This is a genomic window from Curtobacterium sp. ME12 (assembly GCF_903970855.1).
GTDB classification, from domain to species: Bacteria; Actinomycetota; Actinomycetes; order Actinomycetales; family Microbacteriaceae; genus Curtobacterium; species Curtobacterium poinsettiae_A.
Genome location: NZ_CAJCKD010000014.1, coordinates 1 through 19,549, shown reverse-complemented (window position 1 = coordinate 19,549; position 19,549 = coordinate 1). Strand labels below are relative to the sequence as shown.

Genomic DNA, 19,549 nt, shown 5'->3' with positions numbered 1-19,549 from the left:
CCGTCCGCCTCGGGGTGCGTCTACGACGCGGCGATCTCCTCGGCCCGCGCGATCGCGGCACGCGACGCGCGCAGCAGCGTGTCCGCCAGGTCGGCGTCCTGCAGCACCGCGACGGCCCGCTCCGTCGTGCCCTTCGGGCTCGTCACCGCACGGCGCAGGTCGGCGGGCTCCCGGCCGGACCGCGCGAGCAGCTCGACCGCGCCGCGGACGGTGCCCTGCACCATCGTCGCCGCCTGCTCGTGGGTGAACCCGAGCTCCTCGGCGGCACGTTGCCACTGCTCGACCAGCAGGAAGACGTAGGCGGGACCGGAACCGGACACGGCGGACAACGCGTCGAGCTGCGACTCCGGCACCTCGATGACCTCCCCCGAGGCGGTGAACACCGACGACGCCAGCGCGACGGCCGCGGCGTCGGCCGAGGTGCCCGCGCTGACGCCGGTGACGCCGCGGCCGACGCCGATCGGGGTGTTCGGCAGGGCACGGACGACCCGGACGCCGCCGGGCACCCGAGCCTCCATGCTCGCGGTGGTGGTGCCGACGGCGACGCTGACCAGGACGGCGCCGGGTTCCAGGTCGTCGGCGACCTCGTCGAGCAGGTCCGCGATCATGTACGGCTTCACGCCGACCACGACGAGGGCCGCGCCGCGGACGGCCGCCCGGTTGGCGTCGGGGTCGGTGTCGCTCGCGGTGGCGTCGAGGCCGCGCTGCCGGTGGGCAGCAGCGGACGCCTCCGACTTCGTGGTGAGGGTCACGGTGGCCGGGTCGAGTCCCGCTGCGAGCAGGCCGTCGAGGACCGCGCCGGACATGGAGCCGACGCCGAGCAGGGCGGTGCGGGGCAGGTCGATCGTCATGCTCCCGACCCTACCGACGCCACCCGCCTAGGATCGTGTCGCAGACCACGAGAAGGGGACAGCTGTGAGCGCTTCCGGAGGCACGAAGGCGATCTTCGCCGCACTCGGTGCCAACATCGGCATCGCGATCGTGAAGTTCATCGCGGCGGCGATCAGCGGATCGGCGTCGATGCTGGCCGAGGGCGTGCACTCCCTGGCCGACTCCGCGAACCAGCTCCTGCTGCTGCTCGGTGGCCGCAAGGCACGGCGAGCTGCGGACCAGGAACACCCCTTCGGCTACGGGCGTGAACGGTACGTCTACGCGTTCGTCGTCTCGATCATCCTGTTCTCGGTCGGTGGCGTCTTCTCGCTCTACGAGGGCATCGAGAAGCTCGCCCACCCGCACCCGCTCGAGAACTGGTGGCTCCCCCTCGTGGTGCTCGTCATCGCCATCGGGCTCGAGGGCTTCTCGCTCCGCACCGCCCTGAAGGAAGCCCGGCCGCAGAAGGGCTCGCAGAGCTGGGTGCAGTTCGTCCGCCGCGCGAAGGCCCCGGAACTGCCCGTCGTGATGCTCGAGGACACCGCCGCCCTGCTCGGCCTGGTCTTCGCCCTGTTCGGCGTCGGCCTGACGGCGATCACCGGCAACGGGGTGTTCGACGCGATCGGCACCATGCTCATCGCGGCGCTGCTCATCGCGGTCGCGGTGGTGCTCGGCATCGAGACGAAGAGCCTGCTCGTCGGTGAGGGCGCGACCGCCGCCGACGTCGAGCGCATCAAGCAGGCGGTGCTCGACGGCCCCGAGGTCGACGCGATCATCCACCTGAAGACCCTGTACCTCGGGCCGGACGAGCTGATGGTCGGCGTGAAGGTCGCCGTGGACGGGGACCGCCGGCTCGGTGACGTCGCCGCCGGCATCGACACCGTGGAGCAGCGGGTCCGGGGTGCCGTGCCGATCGCCCGGGTGATCTACGTCGAACCGGACGTCCTGCGCACCGGGCCGCAGCCGCCGACCGAGGCGATCGTCATCCTCGCCGCGGACTGAAGAAGTCGTCGAGCAGCTCGGCGCACGCCGCCTCGAGCACGCCTCCGATGACCTCGGAGCGGTGCGGCAGCCGGCGGTCCCTGGCGATGTCGTAGACGCTGCCGCTGGCACCCGCCTTCGGGTCCCACGCGCCGAACACGACCCGGGGCACCCGTGCGGCCATGACGGCACCGGCACACATCGGGCAGGGCTCGAGCGTCACGACGAGCGTGTGCTCCTCGAGGTGCCAGTCCCCCGCCACCGCCGCCGCAGCACGCAGCGCGATGACCTCGGCGTGGGCCGTCGGGTCCTGTCGCGCCTCGCGCTCGTTCCGGCCGGTGGCGACCACGACGCCGTCCCGGTCGAGCACCACGGCGCCGACGGGGACGTCGTCGGTCTCCAGGCACCGTCGGGCCTCGTCGAGCGCACGCTCCATCGCCGGGACGAACGGGCGGGCTGCGGGCTCCTCCACGGGACCTCCTGACGGTCGGCGGCACGCTAGGCTCGACCCTATGCGAGTCCACGTCGCCGACCACCCGCTCATCACCCACAAGCTCTCGGTGCTCCGCGACCGTACGACGCCCTCCCCCACGTTCCGCGCCCTGACCGAGGAGCTCGTCACGCTCCTCGCGTACGAGGCCACGCGGGGCGTCCGGGTCACGGCGACGCCGATCGACACGCCGGTGGCGCACACCATGGGCGTCGCGATCGCCAAGCCGCGGCCGCTCGTCGTCCCGATCCTCCGCGCCGGGCTCGGCATGCTCGAGGGCATGGTCAAGCTCGTCCCGACGGCCGAGGTCGGCTTCCTCGGCATGGCCCGCAACGAGGAGACGCTCGAGCCGCAGACCTACGCCGAGCGCCTGCCCGACGACCTGTCCGGTCGGCAGTGCTTCGTGCTCGACCCGATGCTCGCCACCGGTGGCACCCTCGCCGCCGCGATCGACTTCCTGTTCGCCCGCGGTGCGCAGGAGGTCACGTGCGTGTGCATCCTCGGTGCTCCCGAGGGGCTCGCCATGGTCGAGCAGGCCGTCGGCGACCGCAACGTCTCGATCGTCCTCGGTGCGCTCGACGAGAAGCTCGACGAGAACGGGTACATCGTCCCGGGCCTCGGCGACGCCGGCGACCGGCTCTACGGCCTGGCCGAGTAGGCAGTCGACGCCACCGACGATCGACGGGAGGCCCGTGGCGACACCGCCACGGGCCTCCCGTCGTCCGTCAGCCCGGTCCACCGCCGCCGGTGCGCGGAGGGCACCGTCCGCGCGGACGGTTGACACCGCGTTGGTATACCGCTGATACTCGTCACATGACTGCAACCGTGTCCACCCGCGTCCTCTCCGAGGCGTGCTCCTCCGCAGGGGCAGTGGGGACCGTCGGCGTGATGATGCCGACCATGCCGGTCATGCGTTGTCGAATGTGTGCCTGATCGGCACCCGTTCCAGCCGGATCCCCCGCGACACCACCCCCGTCGCGAGCGCGTGATCCCCGGGTGACGGACACCGTCGGCGACGCGCACCACGTCACGAGGTCTGTCTCCCGTTCCCCCGGGTCGGCCCCGGTCCGCAGCAGGACCGCAGGGCACATCGGCGCACCGCCGTCCCCGGGATGACGCATTCGACACCGGCCGCCGCGCCACCCGCGCACCGGCCACACCGCCCGGAGAACCACCATGTCGCTCACCATCGCCCAGCCCCGCACCGCGCTCCGCTCCGCACCGGCCCCGACCGACCTCGGCACCGTCACCCCGATCCGTCCGCGCCCGGCCTCGCCGGCGGCGACCGGACCGGGCACCGTTCCGACGAGCCCCGTGGTCGCGCCGCAGCGGAACCGCGCACTCCCCGAGGGCACCGAGGCCCGCGGCTTCGCCCTGTACGTCGGCATCGACGAAGCGAAGGCCGCCGCCGCCGGCACGACCCTGGCCGCGGTGGTCGAGCAGCTCAAGGCCCTCACCGCGCAGCTCGTCCCGTCGTCCGAGACGTACGCGGCCGTCGCCGTCGCCGCCGAGCACTCCGGTGGCCGGGACGTCGACGTCGTCCGCCTCGCCCTGCAGGACCGCTCCGCGGTGGCCGCCCGCAAGCAGGCCGAGAAGCCCGAGCCCGAGGAGACCGGTGTCGTCATCGACATCTCGCGGAAGCGCGTGACCCTCGACGGCGAAGCGGCACCCCTGACCTACAAGGAGTTCGAGCTCCTGCAGTTCCTGGTCCTCCGCGAGGGCCAGACCGTCGACCGTTCCGCGATCATCGAGGGCCTCTGGTCGGACGGCGAGGACGAGACCCCGAACGAGCGCACCATCGACGTGCACGTGCGTCGGCTCCGCTCGAAGCTCGGCGCGTTCGAGGAGATCGTCCGCACGGTGCGCGGCGTCGGCTACCGCTTCGACCGGCACGCGGACGTCGCCGTGCGGTACGCGTCCACCCCGTCGCCCGACCTCTTCTGAGTTCGATCGGCTGCTCTTGGTGAACTCGCAGCGAACCGGCCCCGGACAGGCTGGCGCGCCGTTACCGCTTCGTTATACAGTCGATGGTGCAGACGGTGTTTGCTGTGGCACCGCCTGTGGAATGTGATTGCAGGAAACTCTTGGTGCAAGGGAGAGGGCCGGTCGCCGACAGGCGGCCGGCCCTCGTGCATGTCGCCCGGCTCCTGTCGGACCCCGTCGGTAGTGTGGTCAGACCGTACGACCGGAGGGAACGCGAACGTGAGCGAGACACGCCGCAGTGAGAAGGCGACTGCCGTCGCCGCCTGGGAAGCGCTCTTCCGCGCCCAGGTCGCCGTGATGCGGAGCCTCAACGCGGACTTCCCCGGTGACGAGATCTCGTTCAACGAGTACGACGTCTGCTTCAACCTGTCGACCCAGCCCGGACGTCGCTGCCGGATGCGCGACCTCACCGGGCACCTGCTCCTCACCCAGCCGAGCGTCAGCCGCCTGGTCGACCGGCTCCTCGCCCGCGGCATCGTCGAGAAGCAGCCGGACCCCACCGACGCCCGCGGTGTGATCGTGGCGCTGACCCCGCACGGCTTCGACGTCTACCGCCAGGTTGCCGTGCAGCACGCGGCGAGCATCGCGCAGCAGGTCGGTGCCGGGCTTTCCGACCCCGAACTGCGCACCCTCACCGAACTCTGCACGAAGCTCCGGCTGGCGGTCGGCACGGCACCGGGCCGACGGTCGACGGCTCGCTCGGTGGTCGCTCCGGATGCGGCGACGGTGTGACCGGCGCGATCGTCTGGCTCCGTGACGACCTGCGGCTGTCGGACAACCCCGCGCTGCGTGCGGCGATCGACCACGGTGGCGACGTCACGGTGGTGGTCGTCCTCGACGAGCAGTCCCCCGGGCTCCGTCCGATCGGTGCCGCGAGCCGCTGGTGGCTGCACCACTCCCTGACCGCCCTCGACGCCGACCTGCGCGACCGGGGTTCCCGGCTGGTCCTCCGGCGCGGTGCCGCGGCGACGGTCATCGACCAGCTCGTCGCCGACACGGGGGCGGACGCGGTGTACTGGAACCGTCGGTACGGCGCCGTCGAGCGGGACATCGACGCCGGCATCAAGGCGGCCCTGCACGACCGTGACGTCGAGGCGCACAGCTTCGCCGCGAACCTGCTCTGGGAGCCGTGGACGGTGCTCACCGGGCAGGGCGAGCCGTACAAGGTCTTCACCCCGTTCTGGAACGCCGTCCAGGCACTGCCCGAACCACGCCACCCCCTGCCCGACCCCGACGACCTGCCCGCTGCGGCCGACGTCACAGGTGATGCACTCGCCGACTGGGCACTGCTGCCGACGAAGCCCGACTGGGCGAGTGGGCTCCGTGACGCCTGGACCCCGGGCGAGCACGGCGCCCGCCAGCAGCTCGAGCACTTCGTCGAGCACGCGCTCGAGGACTACGACCAGCGCGACGAGCCAGCGATGGAAGCCACCAGCAGCCTCTCCCCGTTCCTGCGGTGGGGCGAGATCAGCCCCTACCAGGTGTGGCACCGCCTGCACGAGCGGCTCGAGCCCGCGCAGCGCCAGAACGCCGCCGCGTTCCTCCGGCAGCTGGCGTGGCGTGAGTTCAACTGGAACGAGTACTTCCACTGCGACGACATCGCCACCGTCAACGTCCGTCGGAACTTCGACGCGTTCCCGTGGCGTGATCCGGAACCGGCCGAGCTGGACCGCTGGCGGCAGGGCCTGACCGGCTTCGACCTGGTCGACGCGGGCATGCGGGAGCTCTGGCACAGCGGCGCCATGCACAACCGGGTGCGGCTGGCCGCCGGCAGCTTCCTCGTGAAGAACCTGCTCGTCGACTGGCGCGTCGGGGAGCAGTGGTTCTGGGACACCCTGGTCGATGCCGACCCCGCCAACAACGCGGCGAACTGGCAGTGGGTCGCGGGCTCCGGCTTCGACGCCGCCCCGTACTTCCGGGTCTTCAACCCCGATCGGCAACTCGAGCGCTTCGACCCGCACCGCGAGTACGTCCACCGCTGGGTCCCCGCCGACGAGCTGCGCCCCGAGCCGATGGTCGACCTGAAGGCGTCGCGGCAGCGGGCGCTCGACGCCTACGAACGGATGCGGCGCTCGTGACCGGGCCGCATCAGGCGATCGCCACCGTCGTCGACCGGGTCGACGAGCTGTTCCGGTCGCGTGTCGAGCAGGGCATCGCTCCGAGCAGCGTGTGGGGCGTGTTCGACCGCTCCGGGCTCGTCGCGTCCGGTGGGCACGGTGACCGCGGTGACGGACGCCGACCGGACGCCGACACCGTGTACCGCATCGCCTCCTGCACCAAGAGCGTCACCGCCGCGACCCTGCTGACCCTCGTCGCCCGGGGAGCGCTCGACCTCGACGCACCGATCACCGACTTCGTGCCGGCCTTCGGCGCCGTCGACCTGCCGACCGCGGACTCCCCCGTCCCCACGGTACGGATGCTGCTGACGATGTCGGCCGGGTTCCCGACCGACGACCCCTGGGCCGACCGGCAGGAGTCGATCTCGGACGCCGAGCTCGACGAGGTCCTGCGCGGCGGCCTGCTGTTCGACTCGCTCCCGGGCACCCGCTTCGCCTACTCGAACCTCGGCTACGCGCTGCTCGGCCGGGTCGTCGCCGTCGTGACCGATCAGCCCTTCACCGCGGCCGCCAGCGAGACCGTGCTCCGTCCCCTCGGACTCACCGACACCGTGTTCAGCGCCGACGAGTCGACCGGCTTCGTCGTCACCGGTGTCCGCGGACACGAGGGCGACTGGGAACCCCTGCCGATGACCGGCCCCGGTGCCTTCTCGTCGATCGGCGGGCTCTTCTCGACCGTGCGTGACCTGGCACGCTGGGCGACGCACCTCGGTTCGGCGTTCTCGGCCGCACCGGAACCCGGCCCGGTCTCCCCCGCTGACCGCCGACTCATGCAGCAGGCGATGCGGGTCGTCCCCCCGCCCGTCGTCCCGGGTTCGGCCCGGGCGACGGCGTACGGCTTCGGACTGTTCGTCGAGCAGGACGATCGCTTCGGTGAGCTCGTCTCGCACTCCGGCGGCTACCCGGGCTTCTCCGCGCACATGCGGTGGTCCGTGCGCGACGGCGTCGGGGTCGTCGCCTTCGAGAACGCCACGCAGGCCAAGGTCTCCGCGGCCGCCCAGCGAGCGCACGACCTCGTGCTCGACGCGGTGCTGACGGCCCCGGCACCCGACCCGGCGGGAGCCGGCACCGACCTGACCGGAGCGAGCAGCGGGGTGGCGGCGACCACCCGCGCGACGCGAGCCGCCCAGTCCGCCGTGACGCGCCTCCTGGCTGACTGGCGCGACGACCTGGCGGACGCGATCTGCACCCCGAACGTAGCGATGGACGTGCCGTACGACCGACGCCGGCGGGCGGTGGCGCAGGCCGTCGCCGAGGTGGGCGCCGACCTCGGTGCGGCACCGGTCGCCGAGTACGCGGCGACACCGTCGCACCTGCGCTGGTGGCTCCCCGGCACGTGCGGGCGCCTGCGCGTCGAGATCCGCCTCGCGCCCGCCGCCGCGGGGCGCGTCCAGACCCTGAACGTCGTCGCCGAACCGGCGGAGCGCTGACCAAGGGGTGTGACTCGGGCCGGGACGGCTCAGACCGGCGGTCGACCGCCCACGAAGCCGAGCGCCCGCGCGGCGACCCGGGTGCCCTCACGGGCTGCCGCACCGACGCGGACCGGATCCGTCGCCCATGCACGGACGAACCCGGCGACGAAGGCGTCCCCGGCCCCGATGGTGTCGACGACGGTCGCCGGTGTCGCGGGCACCCGGTGGACGCTGCGGCCCCGGCGTCCGATGAGCGCGCCGTCGGCCCCGGCCGTGACGACGACCAGCGGGACGTGCTCGGTCAGCCGACGCACCGCGGCGTCGAGGTCGTCACCCCCCGCGAGGGCGAGCGCCTCGTGCTGGTCGGGGAAGAGCACGTCGACGCCCCGCAGGGCCTCGAGGAACCGGTCGGCACCGATCGTCTCGATCACCGCGACGGACGAGGGATCCACCGCCACGCGCGCCGGGCCGGTCCGGGCGCACGCCACCAGGTCCGCGAGCCGGTCGGCCCCGCCGCCGAGCATGGCGGCGCCGGCCAGGTGCACGATGTCGGCGCGGGCGACCACCGACGGCGGAACGTCGGCGGCACTGATCTTCCCGCTCGCGGCGGGGTCCGACATCGCGGTGCGGCCGTGGTCGTTGCGGACCGAGACCACGACCCCGGTGGACGTCATCGCGTCGTAGCGCAGGTGGGCGCGGACCCCGGCGTCCTCGAGCGCGCGCTCGTGGCGGTAGACGTCGTCGACCCCGACACGGGCGACGACGTCGACCTCGGCCCCGAGCCAGCCGAGCCAGGTGGCGGTGTTGCCACCGGCACCGGTCGGCCGGTGGCGGATCTCCGCGGCGGGATCGTGCACCCCGATCCGGTGCGCGGTGGTGTGCACGAGGACGCCGTCCAGGACGTCGCCGACGACCAGGAAGCGTTTTCCGGCGCCGCGACGACGGCCCGCGACCACCCGTCCGGCGCGGGTCCCCTCGGGCTGGGACGGCGGTAGAGCGCCCTCGTACGGCATGGACATCCGCAACAGTGTACCTGGAACCGAGTTTTACTCCGTTTCTATCGGTGAAAACGGAGGTTCACAGCGGTTCCGGCAAGCCCATCCGACGTGGGACTGATATACCGACTGCTAGTATGTGGACGGTCGCGCGACCACCCCGACGACGGAGAAGCCATGCCCAGGAAGCCCGACCCCACTCGCAAACCCGCGATCCTCGAGAAGGTCGTCGACCACTTCGTCGAGACCAAGATCGAGGACGTCACGGTCCGGGGCCTCGGCCGCGTGCTCGGGACGAGCGCCTACCCGGTCGTCTACCACTTCGGCTCGCGCGACGCCCTGATCGACTCCGTCGTCGAGCACCTCGCGACCTCGCACCGAGCGCCCGCGCTCGACCCTGCCGCCGACACGGACGCCCTCGCCGACCACCTGATCGCGACGTTCGGCGGGCTCGACGACCCACACCGCGCACTGGCTGCACGGCTCACCTTCGAACTCGGGTCGGTCGAATCCCTCGACGGGCGCGACCGGCAGCGCCGCGCGCACCGCTGCCAGGTCGCAGCCATCCGGGCGTGGTGCCGAGCACACGGCGCCGACCCCGTCCTCGCCGAACGTGCGGCCCAGCACACGGTCTTGGCCGCGCGCGGAGCCCAGTGGGGCGCACTCGTGGACCGTGCGCACATCGACGCCGACGCGGCACTGCGTCGCATCGCCCACGACCTCGCTGCCAGCACGGCTGACGCAGACCGCGTGCGCTGAGCGCACGCACGCGATCGCGGTCCGCTCGCGTCCCCGGCGACGGCGCACGGCCCGGAACGGCACCTGGGCCACGAACGGGAGGCACGGTGCCAGCTGGCACCGTGCCTCCCGTTCGTCAGGTGGTCACCGTGGTGACCCGCCGACGCGGATCAGAGCGTGACGAACCGCTGCGACTTCGCGTTCTCGAAACGAGCGGCGACGTTCTCCCAGTCGACGATGTTCCAGACGGCCTTGACGTAGTCCGCCTTGACGTTCAGGTAGTCGAGGTAGAAGGCGTGCTCCCACATGTCGAGCATGAAGATCGGGACGAGACCGAACGGGATGTTGCCCTGCTGGTCGAAGAGCTGGAACGTGGTGAGCTTCTGGCCCACGGTGTCCCAGGCCAGCACGGACCAGCCGGAGCCCTGGATGCCGTTCGCGACGGCGGCGAACTGTGCCTGGAACTTCTCGAACGAGCCGAAGAACTCGTCGATCGCCGCGGCGAGCTCGCCCTCGGGGACCTTCGTGTCCGGGCCGAGGTTGGTCCAGAAGATCGAGTGGTTCACGTGGCCACCGAGGTGGAACGCGAGGTCCTTCTCGAGCTTGTTGATCGCACCGAAGTTGCCGGACTCACGGGCCTCACCGAGCTGCTGCAGCGCGGTGTTGGCACCGGTCACGTAGGCCTGGTGGTGCTTGTCGTGGTGCAGCTGCATGATCTTGCCGCTGATGTGCGGCTCGAGCGCGGCGTAGTCGTACGGCAGTTCCGGCAGGGTGTACTCAGCCATGTGAGGTCCTTTCGATCAGTGGGTTGTGGACGCGGCTCCGCGGCTCACGAGAGCCGGGAACGATCGGTGAGGGAGTGGAATTCCCGGTTGTGGTAGACCAGCGGCTCGCCGCGGTCGGCACCGACGATGATGTCGAGCACCTCGGCCACGACGACGGTCGAGCTGCCGATGGGCGTCGTCGACAGCGGTCGGCAGCGGAGCGCACTCGCCGCACTCGGCAGGTAGCGGTCGCCCGACGGCAGGGTGCCCCAGATAGGGTCGTCCGCCGCCGGGCTGCCGGTCGAGGCGAACCGCTTGGCGAGTGCGACCCCGAGGGAGTCGACCAGGTGCACGACGAACAGCGGCGCACCGAGCACGACCCCGGCCGAGCCGGAGTTCGTCGAGAGCGAGAAGACGAGGACGGGCGGGTCGACGGCGACACTCGCGACGCTCGAGGCGGTGAGGCCGGTCGGTCCGTCCGGGCCTTCGGCCGTGATGACGGCGACGCCGGCAGGGTGCCCGCGGAAGGCGGACTTGTACGCGTCGGCGATGGTGGCCGGTGCTTCGTCGGGCATGGTGATCGTGGTCGTTCCTTCGGGAGGGGCTGCCGTCACTCGGCGGCTGCCACCCAACGTATGACCTGAACCCTGGTTGAGGTCAACGATTCACAGGTTCGGGCGCGGCCGGGCGCGCCGTGAGGGGCACTTCGTGAGCAGGAACGGTCGGGTCACACACGGCGACCCGACCGATCCTGCTCACGAAGCGCAGCGAAGCGAGCGGAGCGACGTGCGCGCGCCCGCTCGACCGCTCAGCGGCGCTTGAGCATGACGAGCGCACCCGCGGCCGCCACGACCATGAGCACCGCCGCGACGCCCGCCGTGATCGTCACGCCGGAGTCGAACGCGGCCCGTGCCGACTCGAGCAACACCTGCCCGGCGCTGCCACCGAGCTGCCCCGCCGCGGCGACCGCGCCGCCGAGGGTCTCCTGCGCCGCGACGTGCGCCGCCGAGGACAACCCGTCGGGCACCACGACGTGCGCCCGGTAGGTCGTCGCCAGGATCGTCCCGAGGACCGCGGTCCCGAGCACGGCGCCGATCTCGTACGCCGTCTCGGACATCGCCGACGCCGCACCCGCCTTGTCCGCCGGTGCCGTCGAGATGATGAGGTCGTTCGTCACCGTCTCGGACGCCCCGATCCCGATGCCGAGCAGCACGAACGCGAACGCCAGGGCGGCGATGGAGGCGTGGTGCCCGAGGACCGCGACGAGGGCGTACGCCGCCGCCGAGAACAGCAGCGCGACCGACACGACCCAACGCGGGGCGACACGTGCCACGACCGGCACGACCGCGAGCCCGGCCACGATGGTCAGGACCGACCCCGGGATGAGCACGACGCCGGACGTGAACGGGTCGAGCCCGGCCACGAGCTGCAGGTGCTGGGCGATGAAGAACAGGAACCCGGTGAGCGAGAACATCGCCGCCAGGTTCATCAGCACGCTGCCGGTGAAGGCCGTGCTGCGGAACAGGCGCAGGTCGAGCATCGGCGTGCGGGACCGCAGCTGCCGACGGACGAACGCGATGCCGCACACGACACCGACCGCGAGCATCGCGATCGCGAGGCCACGCTCCTCGGGGTGCACGACCGACTTGATGGCCCAGGCGATCGGTGCGAGGGCGCCGAGGGACAGGAACATGCTCGGCAGGTCGACCGGCCCGGGCATCGGGTCACGGGACTCCGGCACGCAGAACGGCACACCGACGAGCATGAGCACGAGGATCGGCACCGCGACCAGGAACACGCTGCCCCAGTGGAAGTGCGCGAGCAGCGCGCCGCCGACGAGCGGGCCGAGCGCGTTGCCGGCAGCGAACATCGTCGACCAGACGGCGAGCGCCATCCGCCGCTCCCCCGCGTCCACGAACACGTTGCGGATGATCGACAGCGTCGCGGGCATGAGCATCGCGCCGAACACGCCCATCGCGATCCGGGCCGCGACGAGCATCCAGGCGTCGGTCGCGAAGGCGGCGGCGACCGAGAACAGGGCGAACCCGGTCGCGCCGATCACCAGGATCCGCCGTCGGCCGATGCGGTCACCGATGCTGCCCATCACGACGAGCAGGCCGGCGAGCACCAGCGGGTACGCGTCCACGATCCAGAGCTGCGTGGTGGCGTCCGGGTTCAGCGCGCGACTGATCGACGGCAGCGCGAAGCTCAGGATGGTGTTGTCGACCGAGATGAGCAGGACCGGCAGCATGAGCACCGCGAGCGCCAGGAACCGTCGGGCGCGGCTCCCGGTGACGCGGGTGGCGACGGGGCTGGTGAGCAGTGCGGACACAGCGGACTCCTGGGATTTCGAGCCGGACCAGGTCGACGGCGGGTGGTACGTGGGGCAGACGAGACGGGACGCGGAATCGACACGCGCCCCGTCAGGACTCCGTTAGTGTACCGTCTGGACGGTTTTGGTTGCAAATGCAACCGCCATGGCCGGGAGGCCCGTGGCGATCCCGCCACGGGCCTTGTGTCGGTCCACTGGTCGCGTCGTCGGGCCTACGCCGATTCGCGGAGCAGCAACCGGTGTCGCACGGTGCGCTCGACGGCCTCGCCCGAGCGCGGCAGCTCGCCCGCGAGCATGCCGAGCGCCAGGTCGAGGGCCTGGCCCGCGACCTCGTCGAGGTCGACGGCCAGCGTGGTGAGCGTCGGTGCGACGAGCGTCCCGAGCGGCAGACCGTCGACGCCGACCACGCGGACGTCCCCGGGGACGTCGACCCCGGCACGACGGCAGGCCGACAGCACGCCGAGGGCCAGCACGTCGTTGAACGCCAGCACCGCGTCCACCCGGCGGTGCTCGGCGAGGATCCGTTCGGTTCGTTCGGCACCGGCCTCTGCGGTGGGGGCGGCCACGATGACGAGGTCGGGCAGGTACCCGCGACGCCGGAGTGCCGCGGCCGTGTGCTCCCCGCGCTGGCTCGGCACGCCGTCGGCGGCGGCGTCGAGCACGACGGGGTGCTTGACCCCGGTGTCGACGAGGTGGTCGGCGAGGGCCTCGATCGCGGTGGTCGGGTCGATCCGGACCGCGGCGCGGGTCACCGGCCCGGAGGGGTCGAGCTCGACGACCGGGACCGAGCCGAGCCGTTCGATCCACTCCGGCGCACGGGACCCGAGGTAGCCGATCACGACGTCCGTCTGGGCGCCGAGGGACTCCACCATCCGGTCCGAGTCGCTCGCGAGCCCGACGTCGGCGAGCATGACGTTCCACCCGCGGGCGGCGGCCAGGCCGAGCACCGCGGACGCGAGTGCCGGTGCGTAGGGGTTCCGCAGGTCGTTGACGACGAGCCCGAGCTGGTGGTCGCCACCCGTGACGAGCCCACGGCCGAACCGTGACGGACGGTAGTCGAGCGCGGCCGCCGCCTGGAGCACGCGGTCCTTGGTCGCCGCGCTGATGCCGGACATGCCGTTCATCGCGCGGGTGACGGTCTGCCGGGACACCCCGGCGGCCGCGGCGACGTCGATGATCGTCGTGCGGCCGCCCGGGGTCAGGCGCGGAGGTCCAGCCATGCCACCTGTTCCGGGGAGAGGTCGACGGAGAGGCCCGTCATGGACGACCGGGCCTCCGCGATCGTACGGGGTCCGAAGAGCGGGAACGTCGGGAACGGCTGGTTGAGCACGTACGCCAGGGCGATCGCCGTCGCCGGGACACCGAACTGCTCGCCGAGCTCGCGCGCACGCCGGAGCCGCTCGAAGTTGTCGTCCGAGTAGTAGCAGCGGACGAGTTCGGCGTCGCTGGTGTCCTCGGGCGTCGCACGGCCGGTGAAGAACCCGCGGGCCTGCGAGGACCACGGCAGCAACGGGACCTGACGTTCCTCGAGCCAGGCCTTCGATGCCGCATCGGTCGCGTGTTCGCAGCCGTCCCACGGCACGTCGTACGCCTCGGCGAGACCGAAGTGGTTGCTGAGCACCTCGAACCCGTGCTTGCCGTTGGCACGCGCGTAGGCGTTCGCCTCGTCGAACCGTGCGGGGGTCCAGTTCGAGCCGCCGTACACGCGGATGCGCCCGGCTCGGCGGTGCTCGTCGAGGACGTCGACGAACTCCCCCACCGGGACGTCGGGGTTGTCGCGGTGCATCATGTAGATGTCCGCGTAGTCGGTGCCCTGACGATCGAGGCTCTCGAGCAGCTGCCGGGTGATCGACTCCGGGTCACAGTGCGGGGTGTGGGCGCCCTTCGTGATGACGACCACGTCCTCGCGGATCCCCCGGTTCTGGATCCACCTGCCGAGCCGCCCCTCGAGCACACCGCCGCCGTAGATGTACCCGGTGTCGAACACGTTGCCGCCCTGCTCGACGAACAGGTCGAAGATCGCACTGGCGTGTGCCAGGTCGGGCTGGTTGTCGACACCCATCACCAGGCGGGACATCCGCTTGCCCACGCCCGGCACCTCGCCGGAGCGCATCGGGTTGCCGTCCTGCACGGCGAGCGGTCGGCCGGACACCGTCGGGATGTCGGCGCTCTCGGCCTCGAAGGGGTAGCGCATGCCGATCGCCGCGCGCCACCGGTCGAGCGTGCGGGCGGTGGCGAGGGTCTCGTCGATGGTCATCTGCGCCGCCTCGACCGCCCCGGCCCGCAGGGCGTCGGTGGTGGCGTCGGCTTCTCGGGCGTAGGGGTGCTCACCCGCGAACGACAGCGAGCGAGGGGGTTCGTCGACGGTGTGGATCTCGATGGTGGGGTCATCGCCGAGGGTCCACGGGTCCGTGAGCACGATGCGACCGCGCGAGCCGTACACCGACACGGCGTTGTCGTCCTGCACGAAGACGCCGGTCCGGACCGTCGCCGTGGTCCCGCCCTTGTAGGTGAGCTGCGCGACCGTCCACTCGTCGACCCCGGTCGGCCCGAGGGTTCCGGTGGCGGTGAGGTCCACGGGCTCGGCGACGGCGACACCGGTGGCGGCCTGCACGATCGCGGCGGCCATCGTCACCGGGTACCCGCCGACGTCGAGGATCCCGCCGCCGGCGGTCTCGACGTCGAACAGGCGACCGGTGCGCTCGCCCGTCCGGAAGGCGAACGAGGCGTCGACGTGGGTCACGTCGCCGATCTCGCCGTCGCGGACCAGGTCGAGCAGCGCCGCGGTCTGCGGGTGGAAGCGGTACATGAACGCTTCGACGAGCGGCAGGCCGGCCTGCCGTGCGGCGTCGGTGAGCGCCATCGCGGTGCCGTGGTTCACGGCGAGCGGCTTCTCGCAGAGGACGGCCTTGCCGGCCTCGAGGGCGGCGAGGACGAGCCGGGCGTGCCCGGTGTGCACGGTCGACACGTAGACGGCGTCCACGCGCGGGTCGGCGAGGACCTGGTCGTAGGTACCGGCGGTCACGTCCGCGAACCCGAAACCGGCGGCCTCGTCGGCGAAGACCTGCGCCCGCTCGGCCGACGAACTGCCGGCCGCGACCAAGACGCCCCCGCTGGCGGGCAGCTGCGAGAGGAAGCGTCGTGCGATGCCGCCGGGGCCGAGGACGGCCCACCCGGGGCGGTCGGTGCTGGTCGAGGTCGGGGTGGTGGCGGTGTTCGCCGTCTGCGCTGACATGCGGATCCTTGTCGTCTCGTGAACCTTCACGGTCGGTTCGAAGCTAGCGGACACCGGAGCGATCGGCAACGGTCCTGCGGTAATTCGTGAACGTTCACGGCGGCGATGGACGAGCTGGCGTCCGCTCCCCCGAGAACTGCTCCTAGACTCTCGGCATGGCCAGTGCCCGCGACCGCGTCCTCGACAGCTTCGTCGCCATCGTGTGCGAGGAGGGCGAGCGTCCTGCCACGCTCGACGCCGTCGCCGCGCGCGCCGGTGTCTCGAAGGGCGGGCTGCTCTACCACTTCGGCTCCAAGGCCGCGCTGGTCGAGGGGCTCTGCGAACGACTGTCGGACCTGTCCGCGATCGACGTCGAGCGGATGCAGGAGGCCGAGGACGGCGCCGCGCGCTACTTCGTCCGCAACTGCCTGTTCGTCGGCAGCGAGCTGGACCTCGCCCTGCTCGCCGCGAGCCGCCTGCAGCAGGCCGGCTACGAAGAGGCGGGACGCACCCTCGACGACACCGAGAACGCCTGGCTCGCGACCCTCGTCGACGCCCTCGGCGACGAGCCGACCGCGCAGGCCGTCAAGCTCCTCGGCGACGGGCTGTACCACCAGGCCTCGCTCGGAGCTGCGAGCGAGGTGCGGCCGAAGCGGGGCAGCGTCGACATGGAGACCCTGCTCACCGTCGTCGACCGTCTGATCGCGACGCGACCCGGAGCGTGAACCGGCACACCCCCGGCTGGGGATAGACTGGGGAACGATCCACTCGTCGACACCCGGAGGTATCCCGTGGGCCGCGTCATCGCCGCTGTTTTCTCGATCCTGCTGCTGCTGGTGTCGATGTACCTGTTCGGGTTCGCCTTCCAGGTCGAGTCGGGCCAGGCCTTCGTCTTCATGGCCGGCGTGCTCCTGATGAGCCTCTCCTTCTTCCTGCCGATCCACGTGTTCGGCAAGCGCTAGCCAGCAAGCGCTGACCAGCGAGCGCAGAACGGCCCCGCACCTCACCGGTGCGGGGCCGTTCTGCGTGGAGCGTCAGGTCACGAGCCGATCAGACCAGGACCCGCAGGGTCCGCAGCGTCACCGCGGTGCTGATCGCCGCGTGCGCGGCCTCGGCGCCCTTGTCCTCCTTCGAGCCGGGCAGCCCGGCGCGGTCGAGCCCCTGCTGCTCGTCGTCCAGCGTGAGCACACCGAACCCGACCGGCTTGCCGGTGTCGATCGCGACCTGCGTCAGGCCGCTCGTCGCCGCGCCCGACACGTACTCGAAGTGCGGGGTGCCGCCGCGGATGATGACGCCGAGGGCGACCGCCGCGTCGAAACCGGCCTCGAGCGCGGTCTTCGCGACCACGGGCAGCTCGAAGCTGCCGGGCACGGGGATGACGTCGGCCGTCGCACCGAGCCGCTCGACCTCGCGCTGCGCCCCGGCCAGCAGGCCCGCGGCGATCGTGTCGTGCCACTGTCCGGCGATGATGGCCACCCGGATCCCGGTGCCGTCCACCTGGTCGCGGTCCGCCGCGCCTGCTCCGCTCATCGTGTCGTTCCTTCCGTGGGCGCTGCGGTCGCTGCCGCCGCCCGGTCTGCCGCGTCCAGCCACTCGGCGAGCGCGGCGATGGTGATGACGGGCACGCCCTCGCGTGCCCCGAGTGCGACGAGCGCCGGCAGCCGCATCATGCTGCCGTCCTCGTCGACGATCTCGCAGATCGCCGCAGCGGGCCGGAGTCCGGCCGCGGTGACGAGCTCGATCGCTGCTTCGGTGTGCCCGGCGCGCTCACGGACCCCGCCCGGTCGTGCGCGCAGGGGAACCACGTGTCCGGGTCGGTGCAGGTCGTCGCGCACCGAGTTCGGGTCGGCGAGGACCCGCAGCGTGCGGGCGCGGTCGTGGGCGCTGATGCCCGTGGTCACGCCGACGGCCGCGTCGACGGTGACCGTGTAGGCCGTGCCGCGGACGTCCTCGTTGTGCGCCACCATCGGCGGCAGGTCGAGGGCGTCGGCGATCTCGGTGCTGACCGGCGCGCAGATGAACCCGGACGAGTGCGCCACGGTCCAGGCGATCCACTCCGGCGAGGCGAGCTCGGCGGACAGGATGACGTCGCCCTCGTTCTCGCGGTCCTCGTCGTCGACGACGATCACCGGGCGACCGGCGGCGATCGACGCGATCGCGGCCTCGATGCTCGACGACCCGAGTGCCTGCGTGGCGGCACCGGCCTCGGCCACCATCACCGGGCCTCCGATCCGACGGTCTCGAGCGACTGCGCCGCGGCGTCGAGCCGCAGCATGCGGCGGACGTGCCGTGCCAGGACGTCGGTCTCGACGTTCACCCGGTCGCCCGGCACGCGGAGCCCGAGCGTCGTCGCCTCGAGCGTCTCGGGGATCAGGCTCACCTCGAACCAGGCGGCGTCGGGCGCGGTGTCCTCGGGCGAGACCGCGCTGACCGTGAGCGAGACGCCGTCGAGCGCGATCGAGCCCTTGTCGACCACGAGCGGGCTGAGCGCCGGCGCGAGCGAGAACCGCACGCGCCGCCAGCCGTCGCCGTCCGCCGTCTCGAGCACCGTGGCGGTGCCGTCGATGTGGCCCTGCACGATGTGCCCGCCCAGGCGGTCACCCACCGAGGCGGCGCGCTCGAGGTTCAGGCGGTCCCCCACCCGGAGCGCGCCGTGTGCGCTCATGTCGAGGGTCTGCTTCATGACGAAGGCCGTGAAGGTCTCGGGGGTCTGCTCGACGACGGTCAGGCAGACACCACTCGTCGCGATCGAGTCGCCGTGCCGGGCGTCCTGCACGACGACGGGGCCGTGGACGGTGAGCGCGACGGAGTCGCCCTGCTGCTCGACGGCGGTGACGGTGCCGAGTTCCTCGATGATGCCGGTGAACACTGGTGTCCTCTCAACGGGACTCCGGGGGCGTTCGACGATCGTCGGCATCGACGGACGGGTCGCACCCCACGGGTCGCGGGGTCGTCCTGTCCGCCAGCGCGCCTCCCATCCGGACTTTCACCGTCGGTCCCGGAATCCCACCGGGTCAACCTCTGGCGGGTTCGCACCCGTCATCAGTTCGTGGACTGTCACCACCGGCTCGGAATTCCACCGACCCCGGAGCGCTTGCGTAGTCGGAACGATACCCCAGGCCGCTGACGGCCGCGTCGTTCTGCTCCACCGGCCGTCACGGGGCGTCGCACCCTCGGCGCGCGTGGGCGCATCAGGTGCACCGGCATGTTCCGACAGAGCACTCGTCGATCGACTGGTGTCCTTTCGAACCATGCACGCACATCCGATGCTCGGGCATCTTCCGACGAAGCACGCGTCGATCGACCCGCGTTCCGTCGTGGCATGCACACGCATGCTCCGCCGGGCGGCGTGACGACGAGGGGCGCCGCGGGTGCGGCGTCCCTCGTCGTCCTGTCGGTCAGTGCCGACGACGGAGCACGAGCGTGCCCGCTCCGGCGAGGAGCAGCAGGAGCGCGAACCCGGCCGGCAGGACCGGCGAGCCGGCTCCCGTGTAGGCGAGCTCCGGCTCGTCTGAACCCCGGTCGCGGGCGGCCCCCGCGGGGGCCGCCGGCCGCCCGCGGCCCCGCGGGGGGGGGGGGGGGGGGTGGGGAGGGGGGGCGCTGGGGTGCACGCGAACGAGTCACACTCCGCGGGGGCGCCGTCTTTTTGGAAC

Annotated in this window: 20 protein-coding genes and 1 riboswitch; of the genes, 9 read left to right on the top strand and 11 right to left on the bottom strand. The window is 72.0% G+C overall.

Going from position 1 to position 19,549, the window contains the following annotated elements; translation table 11 throughout:
* Positions 1-20: 20 nt before the first annotated feature.
* Positions 21-851, bottom strand: coding sequence for a pyrroline-5-carboxylate reductase (proC, locus tag H7A73_RS08855; RefSeq protein WP_182065653.1), 831 nt, complete (start codon positions 849-851; stop codon positions 21-23).
* Positions 852-915: 64 nt separating this feature from the next.
* On the opposite strand from proC, the gene H7A73_RS08850 reads away from it, so the two are divergent.
* Complete coding sequence (locus tag H7A73_RS08850) at positions 916-1,872, top strand: cation diffusion facilitator family transporter (RefSeq protein WP_182065652.1); 957 nt, start codon at positions 916-918, stop codon at positions 1,870-1,872.
* Here the strand turns inward: H7A73_RS08850 and H7A73_RS08845 are convergent.
* Positions 1,853-2,287 carry a nucleoside deaminase gene (locus H7A73_RS08845; RefSeq protein ID WP_182065700.1) on the bottom strand — a complete coding sequence of 145 codons (435 nt, stop codon included), beginning with the start codon at positions 2,285-2,287 and terminating at the stop codon, positions 1,853-1,855. The two genes, H7A73_RS08850 and H7A73_RS08845, sit on opposite strands and share 20 nt — an antisense overlap.
* Positions 2,288-2,363: 76 nt before the next feature.
* On the opposite strand from H7A73_RS08845, the gene upp reads away from it, so the two are divergent.
* From upp to H7A73_RS08820, 5 genes are all read left to right on the top strand, one after another.
* The gene (gene upp / locus H7A73_RS08840) at positions 2,364-2,999 is read left to right on the top strand and encodes a uracil phosphoribosyltransferase (protein WP_110861591.1); all 636 of its coding nucleotides are present in this window, start codon (positions 2,364-2,366) and stop codon (positions 2,997-2,999) included.
* A 518-nt stretch (positions 3,000-3,517) separates the two neighbouring features.
* Positions 3,518-4,285: a winged helix-turn-helix domain-containing protein gene (locus tag H7A73_RS08835; protein WP_182065651.1), complete on the top strand. Its 768-nt coding sequence runs from the start codon at positions 3,518-3,520 to the stop codon at positions 4,283-4,285.
* 258 nt (positions 4,286-4,543) lie between these two features.
* Positions 4,544-5,056 carry a MarR family winged helix-turn-helix transcriptional regulator gene (locus tag H7A73_RS08830; protein ID WP_182065650.1) on the top strand — a complete coding sequence of 171 codons (513 nt, stop codon included), beginning with the start codon at positions 4,544-4,546 and terminating at the stop codon, positions 5,054-5,056.
* Positions 5,053-6,402: a cryptochrome/photolyase family protein gene (locus H7A73_RS08825; protein ID WP_182065649.1), complete on the top strand. Its 1,350-nt coding sequence runs from the start codon at positions 5,053-5,055 to the stop codon at positions 6,400-6,402. Before H7A73_RS08830 ends, H7A73_RS08825 begins: the two co-directional genes overlap by 4 nt.
* Positions 6,399-7,871 carry a serine hydrolase domain-containing protein gene (locus H7A73_RS08820; protein WP_182065648.1) on the top strand — a complete coding sequence of 491 codons (1,473 nt, stop codon included), beginning with the start codon at positions 6,399-6,401 and terminating at the stop codon, positions 7,869-7,871. The genes H7A73_RS08825 and H7A73_RS08820 overlap by 4 nt, the downstream gene beginning before the upstream one ends.
* A 29-nt stretch (positions 7,872-7,900) precedes the next feature.
* On the opposite strand, the gene H7A73_RS08815 is transcribed toward H7A73_RS08820, so the two are convergent.
* Entirely contained in the window at positions 7,901-8,872 is a 972-nt protein-coding gene (locus H7A73_RS08815) for a carbohydrate kinase family protein (protein ID WP_182065647.1), read from the bottom strand.
* A 153-nt stretch (positions 8,873-9,025) separates the two neighbouring features.
* On the opposite strand from H7A73_RS08815, the gene H7A73_RS08810 reads away from it, so the two are divergent.
* Positions 9,026-9,607 (top strand): TetR/AcrR family transcriptional regulator, encoded by a 582-nt coding sequence (locus H7A73_RS08810; protein WP_182065646.1) that lies wholly within the window; start codon positions 9,026-9,028, stop codon positions 9,605-9,607.
* Between the two features lie 149 nt (positions 9,608-9,756).
* Here the strand turns inward: H7A73_RS08810 and H7A73_RS08805 are convergent, their stop codons facing one another.
* The 5 genes from H7A73_RS08805 to H7A73_RS08785 all read right to left on the bottom strand — a co-directional run bounded on the left by H7A73_RS08805 (position 9,757) and on the right by H7A73_RS08785 (position 15,917).
* Positions 9,757-10,371, bottom strand: a complete 615-nt coding sequence (locus H7A73_RS08805) for a superoxide dismutase (protein ID WP_027466323.1) — start codon at positions 10,369-10,371, stop codon at positions 9,757-9,759.
* A 44-nt stretch (positions 10,372-10,415) separates the two neighbouring features.
* The gene (locus tag H7A73_RS08800) at positions 10,416-10,925 is read right to left on the bottom strand and encodes a flavin reductase family protein (protein ID WP_027466322.1); all 510 of its coding nucleotides are present in this window, start codon (positions 10,923-10,925) and stop codon (positions 10,416-10,418) included.
* Positions 10,926-11,158: 233 nt separating this feature from the next.
* On the bottom strand, positions 11,159-12,682 hold the full coding sequence (locus tag H7A73_RS08795; RefSeq protein ID WP_182065645.1) for an MFS transporter: 1,524 nt from the start codon (positions 12,680-12,682) through the stop codon (positions 11,159-11,161).
* A 212-nt stretch (positions 12,683-12,894) separates the two neighbouring features.
* Positions 12,895-13,902, bottom strand: coding sequence for a LacI family DNA-binding transcriptional regulator (locus H7A73_RS08790; protein ID WP_182065644.1), 1,008 nt, complete (start codon positions 13,900-13,902; stop codon positions 12,895-12,897).
* A complete protein-coding gene (locus H7A73_RS08785) occupies positions 13,881-15,917 on the bottom strand; it encodes an aldo/keto reductase (RefSeq protein WP_182065643.1) in 2,037 nt (678 codons plus the stop codon). The genes H7A73_RS08790 and H7A73_RS08785 overlap by 22 nt, the downstream gene beginning before the upstream one ends.
* A gap of 155 nt (positions 15,918-16,072) precedes the next feature.
* On the opposite strand from H7A73_RS08785, the gene H7A73_RS08780 reads away from it, so the two are divergent.
* Both H7A73_RS08780 and H7A73_RS08775 read left to right on the top strand, forming a co-directional pair.
* Entirely contained in the window at positions 16,073-16,621 is a 549-nt protein-coding gene (locus H7A73_RS08780) for a TetR/AcrR family transcriptional regulator (protein WP_027466318.1), read from the top strand.
* A gap of 66 nt (positions 16,622-16,687) precedes the next feature.
* Positions 16,688-16,858: a hypothetical protein gene (locus H7A73_RS08775; RefSeq protein ID WP_017888559.1), complete on the top strand. Its 171-nt coding sequence runs from the start codon at positions 16,688-16,690 to the stop codon at positions 16,856-16,858.
* Positions 16,859-16,946: 88 nt separating this feature from the next.
* On the opposite strand, the gene ribH is transcribed toward H7A73_RS08775, so the two are convergent.
* The 3 genes from ribH to H7A73_RS08760 are packed head-to-tail and all read right to left on the bottom strand — an operon-like array spanning position 16,947 to position 18,765.
* On the bottom strand, positions 16,947-17,426 hold the full coding sequence (ribH, locus tag H7A73_RS08770; RefSeq protein WP_182065642.1) for a 6,7-dimethyl-8-ribityllumazine synthase: 480 nt from the start codon (positions 17,424-17,426) through the stop codon (positions 16,947-16,949).
* Positions 17,423-18,112 (bottom strand): 3,4-dihydroxy-2-butanone-4-phosphate synthase, encoded by a 690-nt coding sequence (gene ribB, locus H7A73_RS08765; protein ID WP_182065641.1) that lies wholly within the window; start codon positions 18,110-18,112, stop codon positions 17,423-17,425. The genes ribH and ribB overlap by 4 nt, the downstream gene beginning before the upstream one ends.
* Positions 18,112-18,765, bottom strand: coding sequence for a riboflavin synthase (locus H7A73_RS08760; RefSeq protein ID WP_071247477.1), 654 nt, complete (start codon positions 18,763-18,765; stop codon positions 18,112-18,114). The genes ribB and H7A73_RS08760 overlap by 1 nt, the downstream gene beginning before the upstream one ends.
* Before the next feature lie 93 nt (positions 18,766-18,858).
* Positions 18,859-18,993: riboswitch (FMN riboswitch) on the bottom strand.
* Between the last annotated feature and the right edge of the window lie 556 nt (positions 18,994-19,549).

Excerpts from the sequence above, each read along its gene's own strand:
- H7A73_RS08785 (WP_182065643.1), bottom strand. The coding sequence starts at position 15,917 with ATGTCAGCGCAGACGGCGAACACCGCCACCACCCCGACCTCGACCAGC.
- ribB (WP_182065641.1), bottom strand. The coding sequence starts at position 18,112 with ATGGTGGCCGAGGCCGGTGCCGCCACGCAGGCACTCGGGTCGTCGAGC.
- H7A73_RS08800 (WP_027466322.1), bottom strand. The coding sequence starts at position 10,925 with ATGCCCGACGAAGCACCGGCCACCATCGCCGACGCGTACAAGTCCGCC.
- H7A73_RS08835 (WP_182065651.1), top strand. The coding sequence starts at position 3,518 with ATGTCGCTCACCATCGCCCAGCCCCGCACCGCGCTCCGCTCCGCACCG.
- upp (WP_110861591.1), top strand. The coding sequence starts at position 2,364 with ATGCGAGTCCACGTCGCCGACCACCCGCTCATCACCCACAAGCTCTCG.
- H7A73_RS08790 (WP_182065644.1), bottom strand. The coding sequence starts at position 13,902 with ATGGCTGGACCTCCGCGCCTGACCCCGGGCGGCCGCACGACGATCATC.
- H7A73_RS08845 (WP_182065700.1), bottom strand. The coding sequence starts at position 2,287 with ATGGAGCGTGCGCTCGACGAGGCCCGACGGTGCCTGGAGACCGACGAC.
- H7A73_RS08815 (WP_182065647.1), bottom strand. The coding sequence starts at position 8,872 with ATGTCCATGCCGTACGAGGGCGCTCTACCGCCGTCCCAGCCCGAGGGG.
- H7A73_RS08810 (WP_182065646.1), top strand. The coding sequence starts at position 9,026 with ATGCCCAGGAAGCCCGACCCCACTCGCAAACCCGCGATCCTCGAGAAG.
- H7A73_RS08805 (WP_027466323.1), bottom strand. The coding sequence starts at position 10,371 with ATGGCTGAGTACACCCTGCCGGAACTGCCGTACGACTACGCCGCGCTC.
- H7A73_RS08780 (WP_027466318.1), top strand. The coding sequence starts at position 16,073 with ATGGCCAGTGCCCGCGACCGCGTCCTCGACAGCTTCGTCGCCATCGTG.
- ribH (WP_182065642.1), bottom strand. The coding sequence starts at position 17,426 with ATGAGCGGAGCAGGCGCGGCGGACCGCGACCAGGTGGACGGCACCGGG.
- proC (WP_182065653.1), bottom strand. The coding sequence starts at position 851 with ATGACGATCGACCTGCCCCGCACCGCCCTGCTCGGCGTCGGCTCCATG.